This is a genomic window from Candidatus Zymogenaceae bacterium, assembly GCA_016931225.1.
GTDB lineage: Bacteria > Desulfobacterota > Zymogenia > Zymogenales > Zymogenaceae > JAFGFE01.
The window spans coordinates 54415-69212 of record JAFGFE010000031.1 but is presented as its reverse complement, the minus strand read 5'-3'; the positions used below and the strand labels follow the sequence as shown (position 1 = coordinate 69212).

General features: G+C 50.5%; 15 protein-coding genes, 1 tRNA gene and 1 pseudogene. 15 read left to right on the top strand and 2 right to left on the bottom strand.

What is annotated here, in order from left to right; genetic code table 11:
* Positions 1-2: 2 nt before the first annotated feature.
* The 8 genes from surE to JW885_12385 all read left to right on the top strand — a co-directional run bounded on the left by surE (position 3) and on the right by JW885_12385 (position 5438).
* The gene (gene surE, locus JW885_12420; GenBank protein MBN1882971.1) at positions 3-743 is read left to right on the top strand and encodes a 5'/3'-nucleotidase SurE; all 741 of its coding nucleotides are present in this window, start codon (positions 3-5) and stop codon (positions 741-743) included.
* Complete coding sequence (locus JW885_12415; GenBank protein MBN1882970.1) at positions 731-1384, top strand: protein-L-isoaspartate(D-aspartate) O-methyltransferase; 654 nt, start codon at positions 731-733, stop codon at positions 1382-1384. The genes surE and JW885_12415 overlap by 13 nt, the downstream gene beginning before the upstream one ends.
* Before the next feature lie 65 nt (positions 1385-1449).
* Positions 1450-1977 (top strand): DedA family protein, encoded by a 528-nt coding sequence (locus JW885_12410; protein ID MBN1882969.1) that lies wholly within the window; start codon positions 1450-1452, stop codon positions 1975-1977.
* Between the two features lies 1 nt (position 1978).
* Positions 1979-2437: a TIGR00725 family protein gene (locus JW885_12405; protein MBN1882968.1), complete on the top strand. Its 459-nt coding sequence runs from the start codon at positions 1979-1981 to the stop codon at positions 2435-2437.
* Entirely contained in the window at positions 2434-3111 is a 678-nt protein-coding gene (locus JW885_12400) for a peptidoglycan DD-metalloendopeptidase family protein (GenBank protein ID MBN1882967.1), read from the top strand. The genes JW885_12405 and JW885_12400 overlap by 4 nt, the downstream gene beginning before the upstream one ends.
* A gap of 7 nt (positions 3112-3118) precedes the next feature.
* Entirely contained in the window at positions 3119-4843 is a 1725-nt protein-coding gene (ade, locus tag JW885_12395) for an adenine deaminase (protein ID MBN1882966.1), read from the top strand.
* Positions 4844-5018: 175 nt separating this feature from the next.
* Positions 5019-5091, top strand: a tRNA-Arg gene (locus tag JW885_12390).
* Between the two features lie 71 nt (positions 5092-5162).
* A complete protein-coding gene (locus JW885_12385) occupies positions 5163-5438 on the top strand; it encodes an integration host factor subunit beta (GenBank protein ID MBN1882965.1) in 276 nt (91 codons plus the stop codon).
* A gap of 216 nt (positions 5439-5654) precedes the next feature.
* Here the strand turns inward: JW885_12385 and JW885_12380 are convergent.
* Positions 5655-6454, bottom strand: a pseudogene (locus JW885_12380) (methyltransferase domain-containing protein).
* A gap of 47 nt (positions 6455-6501) precedes the next feature.
* Positions 6502-7425, bottom strand: coding sequence for a response regulator (locus tag JW885_12375; GenBank protein MBN1882964.1), 924 nt, complete (start codon positions 7423-7425; stop codon positions 6502-6504).
* Positions 7426-7594: 169 nt separating this feature from the next.
* Here JW885_12375 and JW885_12370 point away from each other — a divergent pair, with 169 nt between their 5' ends.
* The 7 genes from JW885_12370 (at position 7595) to JW885_12340 (ending at position 14793) form a co-directional block, all read left to right on the top strand.
* Positions 7595-8983, top strand: coding sequence for a glucose-6-phosphate isomerase (locus JW885_12370; protein ID MBN1882963.1), 1389 nt, complete (start codon positions 7595-7597; stop codon positions 8981-8983).
* Positions 8984-9009: 26 nt separating this feature from the next.
* Positions 9010-9549 (top strand): DUF2284 domain-containing protein, encoded by a 540-nt coding sequence (locus JW885_12365; GenBank protein ID MBN1882962.1) that lies wholly within the window; start codon positions 9010-9012, stop codon positions 9547-9549.
* 201 nt (positions 9550-9750) lie between these two features.
* Positions 9751-12054 (top strand): RND family transporter, encoded by a 2304-nt coding sequence (locus JW885_12360; GenBank protein ID MBN1882961.1) that lies wholly within the window; start codon positions 9751-9753, stop codon positions 12052-12054.
* 145 nt (positions 12055-12199) lie between these two features.
* Entirely contained in the window at positions 12200-12496 is a 297-nt protein-coding gene (locus JW885_12355; GenBank protein MBN1882960.1) for a hypothetical protein, read from the top strand.
* 9 nt (positions 12497-12505) lie between these two features.
* A complete protein-coding gene (miaB, locus tag JW885_12350) occupies positions 12506-13867 on the top strand; it encodes a tRNA (N6-isopentenyl adenosine(37)-C2)-methylthiotransferase MiaB (protein MBN1882959.1) in 1362 nt (453 codons plus the stop codon).
* Positions 13867-14367 (top strand): bifunctional nuclease family protein, encoded by a 501-nt coding sequence (locus tag JW885_12345; protein ID MBN1882958.1) that lies wholly within the window; start codon positions 13867-13869, stop codon positions 14365-14367. The genes miaB and JW885_12345 overlap by 1 nt, the downstream gene beginning before the upstream one ends.
* A 54-nt stretch (positions 14368-14421) precedes the next feature.
* Positions 14422-14793: a VanZ family protein gene (locus JW885_12340; GenBank protein ID MBN1882957.1), complete on the top strand. Its 372-nt coding sequence runs from the start codon at positions 14422-14424 to the stop codon at positions 14791-14793.
* The last annotated feature ends 5 nt before the right edge of the window (positions 14794-14798 follow it).

Genomic DNA, 14798 nt, shown 5'->3' with positions numbered 1-14798 from the left:
GTGTGAATATTCTTATATCCAACGACGACGGCATAGATGCCCTGGGAATCTCAACCCTCGCCGCATGGATAGGGCGTGATAACCATGTCTTTGTCGTCGCCCCTGATCGGGAACGAAGCGCCGCCAGTCACAGCCTGACCCTCAAACACCCACTCAAGGTTAAAAACCTGGGAGACGATCGATACAGTGTGGACGGAACGCCCGCAGACTGCATCAACCTGGCTGTAAACACCATCATGCCGGTACGTCCGGACCTGGTGCTCTCGGGAATAAATCATGGGGCGAATATGGGGGATGATATTTCATACTCCGGCACCGTGTCGGCGGCGAAGGAGGGGATGCTTCTGGGTATCCCCTCTCTGGCGTTTTCCCTTGAAATGAAACATAGTCATGATTTTGAACCGGCGGCACGGTTTGCGGCGAAACTCGTTCGTTTCATACAAGACAATCCCGTCCCGCCGGATACGCTGCTGAACATCAACGTCCCGGATCGTCTTGTCGATAACGAGGTTCCATACAGGATTACCAGACAGGGGCAAAGGATATACGACGATACCGACATCAAGAAAGCAACCGCTCGTGGTGGCAACTATTATACAATCCGCGCCCATGAAATACAGTTCAACACAGACATCGAGTCCGATTTTTATGCCGTCACAAACGGCTATATCTCGATTACTCCCCTTCACCTCGATATGACGAATTACTCATCAATCGCGGAACTGAGGACATGGCACCTGTAGATGAATACTCCATCTCTGCACAGAGGATGGTATCGAATCAAATAGAATCCCGGGGTATCAGGGACGAGAGAGTTCTGGACGCGTTTCGCAGGGTTCCCCGCTATCGATTCGTGGAGGACGCCCTCAGGGGGCAGGCATACAACGACCATCCCCTTCCCATCGGCTCCGGTCAAACCATCTCTCAGCCGTATATCGTCGCTCTGATGACCGAGGCGCTGGAGTTGTCGGGCACGGAATCGGTGTTGGAAATCGGCACCGGCTCGGGCTACCAGACAGCGATTCTTGCGGAGCTTGCCGGTCATGTCTATTCAATCGAGCGCATCGAAAAACTGGCAAAGAGATCGAAAGGCATCCTTGAGGAGTTGGGGTATACAAATATCACCATAAAGGTTGATGACGGCACCCAGGGATGGCGGGAATATGCGCCGTTCGACGCCATTATCGTCACCGCCGCGTCCCCAGACGTTCCGAGTCCACTGGTCGACCAGTTGTCCGATGGAGGGAGTCTTGTGATACCCGTGGGGGGAAGGATCAGCCAGGAATTGGTGAAAATTACTCGAAAGGGAAACGGAACAAAGCGCACCCATATGGGTGATTGTCGATTTGTCAAGCTGATAGGTGAACATGGTTGGAAAAATTAAATATCTTTCATCTTTTTAGAAGACTGTATGACTGGGTACTTCACTGGGCGGAGACGCCATACGCGATGCCGGCACTTTTCGTGCTGGCGTTTTGCGAATCATCCTTTTTCCCGATACCGCCGGACGTGCTGCTCATCGCCCTTGCCATCTCTATTCCGAAGCGGGCTTTCAGGTACGCCCTTGCGTGTGCAATCGCGTCGGTGGTGGGGGGCGCCCTGGGGTATCTGATCGGATTGAAGTTCATGGAGCTGATCGGTATTCCGATTTTGAACTTTTACGGGTACATGGATCAATTCCTCAGACTTCAGGAGCTCTTCCAGGCCTATGATTTCTGGGTCGTGGGCATGGCGGGCTTCACGCCGATTCCATATAAGGTCTTTACCATCGCCTCGGGGGCGTGTTCCATCGACTTCATCCGCTTCATGGCGGCGTCATTCGTCAGCAGGAGCGCACGGTTCTTCATCGTGGCGGGATTGATCTATCTATTCGGCGAGCCGATAAAGGATTTCATCGACAAGTACTTCAATCTGTTGACCATCGTGTTTTTTGCACTGATCGTCCTCGGTTTCGTGGTCATCAAATATCTGGTGTAGCATGAGAAAACCGAATCAAATCGCGGTTGTCGGCTCAGGGACAGAAGACGACGCGATTGAGTCGCAGGCAAGAGAGGTGTGCGGAATGCTCGCGGAAAGGGGAGTAATCGTGATATGCGGGGGGCTGGGCGGTGCGATGAGGGGTGCATCACAGGGGACGAAGGAGGCGGGCGGCACGGCGGTGGGAATCATACCGGGAACAGACAAAGACGACGCCAACCCATTCGTCGATGTTACCATCGTGACGGGCATGGGACATGCGAGAAACGCGCTGGTCGTCGGTTCCGCCGACGGAGTGATCGCCCTCGCCGGGGGGGCCGGAACACTGAGCGAGGTGGCCCTGGCCTTAAAGATGAGAAAGCCGGTGGTGGGGCTTTTGGCCTGGGGGCATATAGACGGCGTCATGTATGCGACCACACCCGCTGACGCGGTTCGGTTGATCTTGGAGGAGATACAATGAAGCGGATCGGTGCAATTTCGTATCGACTCCTCCTCCTTTTATCACTTTTCATGCTCGCCTCGTGTGTGACCACGACTTCCGGTACCCTCACGACAGGCGTATATCATACCGTTGAGAAGGGACAGACCCTCTGGCGGATCTCGAAGACATACGGTGTGGATATGCAGCTCATCGCCGAGTACAACGATATCTATAATCCCGACCTTATATATGAAGGGCAGGAGTTGTTTATCCCCAGTGTGAGTGAGATAAAAAAAGTAATCGTGCCGGAGGGCGATACGAACGTGGGTGAAATCATACTGAACAAGGGCCTGTTTCTCTGGCCCACTGAGGGTCTGGTATATTCCCTGTTCGGTATGAGGTGGGGACGCATGCATCGGGGCATGGATATCTCGGGCAAGAGCGGTACCCCGGTTCTCGCCGCCAGGGACGGCACGGTCACCTTTGCAGGGGTGAAGGGTGGGTACGGCAATATCGTGATACTCTCTCATCAGGATGGATATGAAACACGATATGCTCACCTGAGCAGCATCAAGGCGAGCGTTGGGGATACCGTAAAAACCGGCGATGTAATCGGCCTGATGGGAAGCACCGGCAGATCGACGGGACCGCACCTCCATTTTGAGATCAGGAAGGACGACACGGCCAGAAATCCGCTCTTTTTTCTGCCGTAACATGCCCATGAAGAAACTGCAACCGCTCATAGACACGGCGGCGGGCCGGACGCCTGCGGACCTGGTGCTTACAAACGGACGTATCATCGACGTTGTATCGGGGCGCATCAAAACGTGCGACCTGGCGATACATGGAGGGATAGTAGCGGGCATAGGAAAGTATGACGGTCGAGAAACGATAGACCTTGGCGGCCGATATATCGCTCCCGGATTCATCGACAGTCATATCCACATCGAAAGCTCATTTCTTGTGCCATCACAGTTCGCACGGGCCGCCGTTCCCCGGGGAACAACCACCGTCATAGCCGATCCCCACGAGATAGCAAATGTTCTGGGGACAAACGGTATCAGATTCATGTACCATGATTCCCTGAAGGCGCCCCTCGACGTCTTCTTTACGGCCCCCTCCTGCGTTCCCGCCACCCACCTCGAAACCGCGGGAGCCGTACTCACCACGGAAGACATCGCCGAGCTCTTAAAAGAGGAATGGATTGTCGGCCTGGGGGAGATGATGAACTTCCCGGGGGTGATATACGGCGATGAAGCCGTACTGAGTAAACTCGAGGCGGCCCGTAATGCACGGAAGGTGATAGACGGACACGCCCCCGGTGTTTCCGGAAAGGAGCTGTGTGCATATCTCTCGGCCGGCATCACCTCTGATCATGAATGCACACTCCTCTCAGAGGCCCGGGAGAAGCTCGATCTGGGGATGTTCATCATGATCCGGGAAGGAAGCCAGGCAAAGAACATGGATGAGCTCCTTCCCCTCGTGAGTAAGGATTCATGGCCCAGCCTCGCGTTTGTGTCCGATGATATTCACGCGGACGACCTGCTCGATCGGGGATATTTCGATTTCTTTTTGAGAAAGGCGATCGATCACGGGGTCGACCCCGTCACCGCCGTTCGCATGGTCACCCTGTCACCGTCTGCGAGATTTGGTCTTGTGGACAGGGGTGCGCTGGTTCCCGGAAGGAAGGCGGATATCGTCGTACTTGACGACGTGACGGAATTTTCCATTCATATGGTCATAAAGGAGGGAACGGTCGTCTCAAAGAACGGGCAGGTAACCTTCACGGTCGATCCCCTTGATCCGTCGGCCATACAGAACTCCATCAATCTGAAGAGGCCCACAGAAGACGATTTGAAGGTCCCCTGGCGCGATGGCAACGCCCGGGTTATACAGCTTGTCAGGGATCAAATTATAACCGACATGATTGAAGAGGCGCCGGCCAGGTCCGGTGATTGGGCGGTGTCGGATACACAGCGCGATATCATCAAGATAGCGGTATTCGAACGGCATCGCGGGACCGGAAATATCGGAATCGGTTTTGTACATGGGTTTGGGCTGAAGGCCGGGGCGATCGCGTCCACGGTGGCCCATGACTCCCATAATCTCGTGGTCATCGGCACACGCGACGGAGATATGCTGGCGGCGGTTCATCACGTGATGGAAATCGGGGGAGGGCAGGCGGTGGTGAAAGACGGGGAGGTGATCTCCTCAATGGCGCTTCCGGTGGCCGGACTTATGAGCGAGCAATGTGTGGAGGATGTGGCGGAGAGCGCCGCGAAAAACATCGATGCGGTAAAGAAGCTTGGGTGTATGGTCAAAAATCCGTTCATGACCCTGTCGTTTTTATCTCTTCCGGTTATCCCGAAGCTAAAGCTGACAGATAGGGGACTTGTGGATGTGGAATTATTTGATATTGTTCCCCTGTATCGTGATTCGGAATAAGCTGTCAGGTGAGGTGCGAAGGCGGTTTTCATACATATCGCCCGTCATTCATCATTATATGGCGCACAAGCGGATATCTGACGTAGATTCCAAATATCTCCTTGACAAAAAAAACATGAAATGCTTTAATGCACAATATTCGGAATTGAAAAAAAGTAGTATTTTTTAAGGGTTAGCCCCCGTAGCTCAGGGGATAGAGCAACGGATTCCTAATCCGTGTGTCGCACGTTCGATTCGTGCCGGGGGCAATATATACCTTTTCATATACCTAATAATAGTACAATAGTACAGATACGAATAATCCATCGAGGAATATATAATGAATAAATCAGATTTGGTGGAACATCTGGCGAGAAATACCGATTTGACACAAAAGAAGTCTGAAAAGGTTATCAATCTGGTTTTTAATGAGATGACCAAGGCCCTCAAGGACAATGACAAGATCGAAATTCGGGGTTTTGGAAGTTTCACCGTCAAGGAATACAGGTCATATACGGGCAGGAATCCGAAAACCGGCGAAACTATCGAAGTGAAATCAAAAAGACTGCCGTTCTTTAAAGTCGGCAGAGAACTTAAAAAGAGAGTCGATTTTTAACACCTTATCTTTTATCGTCCCACTTTCACCTCACAAAAATTCAATTCACAACTGAAAAGTGCACCACATATCATAAAACCGTTTCAACAGGCGAGTATCAAGTATTACGTCGTCGGGACAGCGGATTCGTTGTACGATGTTTTACGGCGAAGTGAAGCGGCCCATAAAGAAGCTGCGATCATTTGCTGGCCCAACTTCTGCCGCCGGTTCGGCGATTTATTGTTTTATTCCGACTGCTTTAAAAAACGTATAACAAAAAACGCCGTCGGCATCCGCTGTTCTGTATAAATCTCTGATACCTTGATCAAAAGTGGTTTCATCGACTATGTGAGACTTGAGGGCGACGTTACGTATACCTTCGATCATCGCGGTAAATGTGTTTTTGTGAAACCTTCAACAAGGTCGGGTTTGCTGGAATCAACGTAGATCATTCGTGGAGAAACATGAATGGAGTGAAAGCCCGCTTTCCTTAAGAGTGGGTACAGCTCTCTTCCGATCATCGCATTGCCTCCGGCACGCCTCTGCATTTCCACCTGACATTCTATTTCTTTGTGAGCGGCTTGACTATCAGGGTAAAAATATGCCGAGCAGTGATCGCCTTCAATGACAGTGATTGTACCGCCGGTCTTTATGAAGCTTTTTAATATGGCCAGGGCATCATCCGGTCGAGAAAGATGCTCCAAAACATGACATACAAAGACGTGGTCGAACGACTCCGATTCAAAGTTCATATTGAATATATCGGCCTGTTGGAATTGGACATTCTTCAGGCCTGCAGACGCCACACTTTTTTTTGCTTCGGAAATAGAATCCTTGGATATATCGATCGAAATGAACGACGCATGTGGGTTGTTGCGGGCGAGAGTGACAGTTTAAGCGCCGACTCCGCAACCGGCTTTTAAAACCAGGCTTCCAGCATTATAAGAGGTGTCGGAATGTAAGAGTTCGACCAAAGTATTTGCCTGATCCTGAAGGCGCCTGTTTTCTCTTGAGTCATATCCATGCACGTACTTCATCCTTCCCTCATTTTTCATTCTGTCCGGCATGGAATAGATAGATCAGGTTAATGGTCCGCGGTGAGCGTGTCCAGGACTGTTTTTCTGAACACTTCGGTGAAATCGTCGGATCCCAGAACCGACTTATGCATGTATTTCGCACCCATCTCGATGATCATATCCTTGTTCCTGCGCTCGGAGGTCATGATGATCACCGGGATATTGTTTTGATTCGCCGCATCGATAACGTCAAACCCGTCTTTTCCGTCCATCAACAGGTCCGATATCACCAGATCCGGTTTCTGCTGGCTCAAGATCACATTGATTCCCTTTTCGCCTCCGTCAAGAATCAATGTGGTGAAAAGATTGCTGAATATCTTTTCAATGACATCTTGGATCAGATCAGCAAAAAACCTATTGTCGTCGATGACAAGCATCTTGATACGGAGAAACGTGATGGCCTTCTTTTCCATCAGCCGTTTCATGGTCTTGTAGATATCCAGATCGTAGTCGGGGGACTTGTCGAGAATATTCTTGACAAAGTCCCCGGGAGAAATCAGAGAGAGTATCTCTTCTTCATGAGGATCGAGTTCTCCCTTCACTTCATCATTCGGTTTAATCTTATAATAGAGCGGAAGCACTTCCTCAAGGCGCTGAATTTCGTCAACCTGGCGCATCCCTTCAAGTATCAAGGTCGTGGTGTCCATCGAGATGTTCTGATCGAGCTCCTCCGCGTCGTATTTCATCTCGAACATCTCAAAGGGGATATCCCGCCATCCCATCATCCTGAAAAACGCCTTTCGACCGCTCACATTGTCTCCCACCGAACTGTGGATGATTTTGCCCTTCGAGAAGTAAAGCCTTCCGATTTTTCTGCTCTCGGGTTTCAGGAGAATCTGGATATTTTTCGACGTATCAATGGTTTGAATGAGGCCGGGAAGCGAGAGGACAGTAAGCATGCCTTTCATTACAAGTCGATTGTCGGGGATCATGATGTTCTCTCACTCGAATGTACGTTTTGTGAATAGTGGGGATACATATAAGATTAGAAAAAATTTTACCACATTCTGATTCTGTACGCAACGGTATTAACCTCTCAATTGACAATACGGCATGAATGATTTAGAGTATCAGATATCGCTTATTGGGAGTATATGACCTATGTCGCTACATCTCGATTATAATTATATGATGGATCGGGTCCTCGGAACGGAAGACGCCGTTTCGGAAAAGGACTTTTTGAAGTTTTCAGATCTCGCCCGAATGGCCGAAGAGGAAATATCCAAAAAACGGGCCGACGGCGGGTTGCGGTTTCTCGACACGCAGTTTCTCAAGGGATACATGAATCAGGTTCAGGGCGCTCTTCTGTCGCTTGACGATCGTATCGATACGCTCGTCGTTCTGGGTATCGGCGGATCAGCCCTGGGGGCGAGAGCGGTGCAGCAGGCCCTTGTCGGTTCTCTGGATACGCCGGGTCGTCGGACCATTATCGTCGATAATGTAGATCCGGTGATTCTCAACTCACTCATACAAACCCTTGATTTCGATCGGACGGCCTTCAACATCATCAGCAAATCGGGCGGAACCGTTGAGACCATGAGCCAGTTCATGATATTCATGAACCTCCTGAGAGAGAAGCTCGGGAAAGAGGTGCTGAAAACCCACATTATCTGCACGACGGATCCGGAAGCGGGATTGCTCCGACGCATTGCGAATCAGGAGGGATTCCCGACACTCGATGTTCCACCGGCGATCGGCGGGCGATACTCTATCCTGACACCCGTCGGCTTGTTTCCGTCGGCGGTCATGGGGGTTGACATACAGGAAATGCTCGCGGGCGCTGAGCGTCTGGAGGAATCCTTTCGCGGCGTTTCATGGAGGGAAAACCCGGCATATATGTACGGATTTTTGATGTATATAGCCGACGTCCTATACAGGAGAAATGTCGCCGTCCTCATGCCGTATGCATCGAACCTTTATAACCTGTCGCTGTGGTACATGCAGCTTTGGGCGGAGAGCTTGGGGAAGAAAAAAGAGACGAAAAAAGGACATACGGCGGGTGTGGGGCAGACGCCGGTTGCTGCGGTGGGGGCCACCGATCAGCACTCACTCCTTCAGCTTTTTTCCGAAGGACCTCTTGACAAAGTCATCACATTCATCGCTGTGAAAGATTTCGGGGTGGATATAACGATTCCAAATATCTATTCGGATCTGGAGCCGATCGGATACTTAGGTGGGAAGACTATGGGGACGCTTCTCGATACGGAGCGCAGGGCGACAGAGGCGGCCCTTGCCTTTTCGGGGCGGCTTTCCATGACGTTGACGATACCGTCCATCACGGCGGAGAGCATCGGTGCGCTGTTCTACTTCTTCGAGGCGGCGACGGCCTTCGCAGGGCATCTCTACGGCATCGATCCCTTCAATCAGCCCGGAGTCGAGGAGGGAAAGCAGTACACCGGGGGACTTTTGGGAAGGCCCGGATACGAAAAGATGAAGGAGAGATTCGACAAAAGACCGAAAAAGGAAGATGCGTTTACCCTTGAATCCTGATTATCCCATCGAAAGAGGACGGAAACATGGTTGACAAAAAACGCCTTAATGCACTGTTTGCCGATCACGGGTATGACGATTACACGTGGATACGGTCCCGGGACATCGTGGTGTCTCAGTGGGTGCGGATGAAATGCATGTTCGGCTGCGGCTCATACGGCTCCGTCGGATGCTGTCCTCCCAATACACCCTCTGTGGATGAATGCCGTCGATTTTTCAGCGAATATACCGATTGTGTGGTCTTCCACTTCCAAAAGCAGATCCCCGATCCGAAAAAACGGCATGAGTGGTCGCGTGAGGTGAACATGAAGCTGTTGAAGATGGAGCGGGACGTGTTTATCTCGGGATACCGCAAGGCGTTTCTTCTGTTCATGGATGAATGCAGCCTCTGTGCAGAATGCGCGGGCACCAAGCTCAACTGCAAGAATCCGAGAAGCGCCCGCCCATCGCCCGAAGGAATGGCCATGGATGTATTCTCCACGGTACGGAAATACGGGTTGCCGATCGAGGTACTGCGGAACTATGACGAGCCGATGAACCGATACGCCTTTTTGATGATCGAATAGTCCGCACACCCCGGTGGTGCGTGGGGGGGCGATGAGCATATCGGGCCATTTTTGCTCCAGTATTTATTACTTTTTTGCTAAAATATTTATTGTTTTGCCGCCGTTCAATCAATTTTATTGACCGAACGGATGTAATCTGTTACAACTGTTTCGTCCAACGATGATTTCTCTCCCCATTTCTCACGGTGCGGCTCGACTGCTTTGAAACATATCACCGATTTCATCTTTCGATTCAGAATACCGATACTCGTCATTGTCGTGATCATCACGGCATTTTTCGGCTTTCAATTGAAAGACCTGAGTATGGACAACTCCGTGGAGGGGATGCTTCCCGATAAAGACCCGGACAAGCAATTCTTCGAGGAGTTTCAGGAAATATTCGGGAGCGATGAAGTGTTCATCATCGCCCTTGAGACGGATACGGTATTCGCCCCCGATTTTCTCGAAGTTGTTGATGCGCTCACCAGGCGACTCGAAAAAATAAAGAACATGGATGAGGTCATCAGCCTGACCGATGTTGATGAAATCCGTGGTTCCGAGGGCCTTCTCGAGGTCAAGCCGTTGATGGAGACGCTGCCGCGCACGGATGCGGAAATTGAGGCGTTCAGACAGGCGGTATTTGACAATCCTCTTCATATTAATTATCTGATAACCGAAGATGAGCACCTTACGGCTCTCTACGGCATGCTGTCGTCCGAAGACCTGCCCCAGACGATTACGGACGAGATGACCGCACAGGTGAGGGCAGCGGTGGATGAGCTGGTGCCCAAGGATATCCCCGTGTATATCGCCGGTGTTCCGGTAATCAAGAACGATATGGGGAGGTTTCTGAAGCGGGATCAGATGATATTCATTCCGGTCACATTTCTTTTGATGGCCATGATCCTCTATGGAATTTTCAGGTCCATCCACTGTACGATTATCCCGCTGGTGATGGTGTGTATCAGCGTTACCTGGACGATGGGATTCGTATCACTGATGGGTCGGCCCGTGACGGTGGTGCTTGCCATGCTGACACCACTGATCATCGTCATGACGACGGCGCATACCATCCATATATTCTCCCACTATCAGGAAAACAACCGGACGATACCGGACAAAATAGCATCGCTGAAGACAACGACGAGTCACATGTTGCTTCCCTGTTTTTTGACAACCATTACAACAGCGATCGGGTTCTCATCATTGTCGGTCAGCAATATATCCGCGGTGAGGGATTTTGGGATTTTTACGGCGATCGGTGTGATTTTCTCGTTTATTGTAGTTCTCTCGGTGGTGCCGAATATCCTGTATTACATACCCCGCTCGAAGATGCGAATGCGGGAGAAGAAGGATCCCGGTGTGTTTGAGCGCTTCCTCCATTGGCTCTCAAAATTTGTCCGACACAAAAAACGGCGTGTGGTGATTGTCTCCGTCATCCTCTCGGTTATTTCAATCATCGGCATCACCCGGATCACCGTGGAGACCGACGTGATCAACTATTTCAGGAAGAAAAGCGACATTTACCGATCGACGTTCTTCATCTCTCATAATCTCACCGGGACCGGATCCTTAAATGTCTATATCGGCGGCGGCGAGGAAGACGCCATAAAAAACCCCGCGACCTTGCGGGAAATGGAGCGGCTGCAGCGATATCTTGAATCACAGGAGCACGTCACGAAAACCATATCGCTGGTGGATTTTCTCAAAGACATGAATCTGGCCATGCACGATGAGAACCGTGACTATTATGTAATCCCGGAATCGAGAGAGCTGGTGGCTCAATATCTGCTGCTCTATTCCATGAGCGGCGATCCCGATGATTTCGAACGATTCGTCGATTTCTATTACGAAAATGGGACCGTGCTGGCCAGAACCACGCCCATGAGCTCAAAGGTCCTGCTCGCATTCGTGGATGACGTCATCCTGTTCTGCGAGGATAATTTCTCGAAGGATCTGGATATCCGGGTTACCGGAACCAGCGTGTTGTATGACAATATGTCGTCACAATTGGTGAAGAGCCAGATACGGAGCATCATGCTGGCGCTTTTTATGATCTTCATTGTGATGTCTTTCGTCTTTCGATCCGTCTATATCGGCGGACTCAGCATGATCCCGAACGTCATCCCCGTATTCCTGACACTGGGACTGATGGGCTGGCTCATGATCGACCTTGATACGTCCACCACCATGATATCCAGCGTGGCCATAGGGATCGCCATAGATGATACAGTGCATTTTATTACCAGATATTTTCGGGAAATCGCCGACGGTCGAAATGTTGAACACGCGATAGACAAAACGATACAAAATACGGGCCGCCCCATCATGTTCACCTCAATCGTTATCGGAAGCGGATTCATCGTGCTTCTGGCGGCAAGCTTCGTCCCCACTCGCTCCTTTGGAATCCTCACGGCGTTTACCATGTTCAGCGCGCTGGTGGCGGATTTGTTTGTTTTGCCCGTGGTGCTGATGGCGGCTCGTCCATCCTTTCGGGGATGGAAAGGTTTTGCTCTTGATAAGTAATCGCTATATGTTATAATTGACGGAGTAGTATAGGGATATCCATGCATTTCAATATGTTATGATGTTACATAATACGGCTATGACGTTCAAAAAGAAAATCTTTATACCTCAGGAAAAACTGGAAGCATGGGTGAATGAGGGCAAGATGTCCTTCTCAGATAATGTCGTCACCACCCTGTCGGGGGGAAAGGCTAGTTACAAGCTTATCCCTGCATATAAGTTTATCAAGCTGACGTCCGGCGGCGAAGACATTCCTGAACTCTTGGGTTTGGTGAAGACAAAAGACGAGCTGTGTGATTTCAATCCGGATATTTTTTTGGATTCAATTATTATCGGAGAACTGGCGTACGAAGTGGAGACCGGGTATATCGGGAACCTTGAAGACACAAATGAAGACGATGATATAACGCTTTTGTCGAAGTATATTCTCGAGAATTTGTAGGTTCATTGTATGACGCGGTTTTCTTCACCACACCCTGACACTCCCTCGGGACTGTTCATCAGAACTTTCGGGTGTCAGATGAATGAATACGATTCCGAGCGCATGGAGGGAATTCTCTTAACCGACGGGTACGAATCCGTAGAGAGCGCCGAGGATGCCAAGATTATCATCATCAATACTTGCAGCGTTCGGGAAAAGCCCGAGGAGAAAACATACAGCGAAATCGGAAGATATCGTGATCTCAAGGAGAAGCACCCCGATCTGATTATTATTGTGGCCGGATGTGTGGCACAGCAAAATGCGGCCGTGATAATCGAGCGGTTTCCGATCGTCGATGCGGTTGTCGGAACCCATCACGTGGGGGAGATATCGAACATCGTCGCGCAAATCCGAAAGGGGCACGGACCTATTATCGCCGACGATTTTTCGGATGAATGCCGTATCGATCCCTTTCCAAGAAGGAGGGGGTTGATCAGCGCGTTTGTGACCATCACCCAGGGATGCAATAATTTTTGCTCCTATTGTATTGTGCCGTTTGTGCGGGGGAGGGAATCGTCCAGAAACGCGGGCGAGATCATCAGGGATGTCGAGGAACTGGGAGCGGGTGGTACCGTCGAGATCACGCTGCTGGGACAGAATGTCAATTCCTATCGGGATCCAAAGCGGGGGATGGATTTCCCCGAGCTACTCGAGCATGTAGCCGATGTACCGGGCGTCAGGCGCCTTCGTTTTACAACGTCACATCCAAAGGACCTGTCCGACCGTCTGGTGGATGCATATCGAACGATACCGGCGCTCTGTTCTCATATCCATCTTCCGCTCCAATCCGGTTCTTCCCGGGTGCTTGCGGCAATGAACAGAAAGTATTCAAAAGAGGAGTATCTTGAGAAAATTGATGCCCTCAGAAGTGTGCGGAGCGATCTTGCCGTAACTACGGATATTATCGTTGGTTTTCCCGGAGAAACGAGCACAGATTTTGAAGAAACGCTCTATGTCATGGAGCGGGTGAGGTTCGACGGCGCCTATTCGTTCAAATACTCCTCCAGGCCGCTCACAAAGGCATCAACCCTGAAAGACACCGTCGATGATGAAGAAAAATCACGGAGACTCACCATTCTCCAGGAACTTCAAAAAGAACACACGCTTTGTACCAACAGGCTCCACGTAAATACGATAAAAGAGGTGCTTGCCACGGGAACGAGCCGTAGGGATCCGGATGTCATCACCGGGAGGTCCGTCCATAACAAGGTGGTCAACTTCACCGGACGGTATGAAGATATCGGCTCTCTCATACCGGTTAAAATCATCGAAGCGCGCAACAATTCCCTTTTGGGAGAAGCGATACACAATTACTCGATAAGGAGCATGTAATGGCCAAGGAAATGGAGATTAGCGGTCTGGCCATCGATCCGTTGTCCAGTGTACCGATTGTCATCCTCAAGGAAGTTGAGGGCAAAAACTCCGTTCCAATCTGGATAGGTCTTCTGGAGGCCAGCGCCATCGCTACGGTGCTCGAGGAAATCGAATTTTCCCGCCCCATGACCCACGATCTCTTGAAAAATATCATGGAAACCATGAATATCGTCATAGAGAGAATCGTGGTGGATGACCTCAAGGACAACACCTATTATGCCACGATCTACATGGTCGCCGACGGACGCAACTACGAAATTGATTCTCGCCCCAGTGACGCCATTGCCATAGCGCTGAGGACTCAGGCGAAAATCTACATGGAGGAGTCGGTTATCGAGCGGTCGAGAAAAATCGACCTAACAAAGCCGGAAGACCTGCACAGTGAAGAAGCGAAGAAAAAATGGGCGGAGGTATTGGAAAAGCTTGACCCGGATGATTTCGGCAAGTATAAGATGTAAACAGGTTTCTTGTCTTATCTATCATGGGCAACGGATCCAATATTGAACAAACGCATGTTTTTATGGATCGGAGTGTGTGTATACTGTGTCCTCATCTTTTTCGCCTCCTCAATACCGGGCAATGATGTAGATACCGGTCCTCCCGGTGTCGATAAACTGCTGCACCTTATCGAATACCTGATTCTTTCCTATCTCTCTTTTTTCGCCGTGCGAGTGCAATTTCCCGGGACTGCCTCAGGCCGGGTTTTCCTTTTTGCATTCGTTTTTTCGACGGTGTATGGTATAAGTGACGAAATACACCAGTATTATGTTCCCCTCCGTGAATGCGATCCCCTTGATGTTGTCATGGACGGCCTCGGGTCGGCCCTGGGAGCGTATTGGGCCCTGGTACGGTCTTGTCGTGGGGACAAATCTGGAAATGAATAACACGG

Coding starts and splice junctions, on each gene's coding strand:
- JW885_12400 (MBN1882967.1), top strand. CDS start 2,434: ATGAAGCGGATCGGTGCAATTTCGTATCGACTCCTCCTCCTTTTATCA.
- JW885_12375 (MBN1882964.1), bottom strand. CDS start 7,425: ATGATCCCCGACAATCGACTTGTAATGAAAGGCATGCTTACTGTCCTC.
- JW885_12365 (MBN1882962.1), top strand. CDS start 9,010: ATGGTTGACAAAAAACGCCTTAATGCACTGTTTGCCGATCACGGGTAT.
- JW885_12340 (MBN1882957.1), top strand. CDS start 14,422: ATGTTTTTATGGATCGGAGTGTGTGTATACTGTGTCCTCATCTTTTTC.
- JW885_12355 (MBN1882960.1), top strand. CDS start 12,200: ATGTCCTTCTCAGATAATGTCGTCACCACCCTGTCGGGGGGAAAGGCT.
- JW885_12410 (MBN1882969.1), top strand. CDS start 1,450: ATGCCGGCACTTTTCGTGCTGGCGTTTTGCGAATCATCCTTTTTCCCG.
- JW885_12415 (MBN1882970.1), top strand. CDS start 731: ATGGCACCTGTAGATGAATACTCCATCTCTGCACAGAGGATGGTATCG.
- JW885_12370 (MBN1882963.1), top strand. CDS start 7,595: ATGTCGCTACATCTCGATTATAATTATATGATGGATCGGGTCCTCGGA.
- miaB (MBN1882959.1), top strand. CDS start 12,506: ATGACGCGGTTTTCTTCACCACACCCTGACACTCCCTCGGGACTGTTC.
- JW885_12385 (MBN1882965.1), top strand. CDS start 5,163: ATGAATAAATCAGATTTGGTGGAACATCTGGCGAGAAATACCGATTTG.
- JW885_12405 (MBN1882968.1), top strand. CDS start 1,979: ATGAGAAAACCGAATCAAATCGCGGTTGTCGGCTCAGGGACAGAAGAC.
- ade (MBN1882966.1), top strand. CDS start 3,119: ATGAAGAAACTGCAACCGCTCATAGACACGGCGGCGGGCCGGACGCCT.
- JW885_12345 (MBN1882958.1), top strand. CDS start 13,867: ATGGCCAAGGAAATGGAGATTAGCGGTCTGGCCATCGATCCGTTGTCC.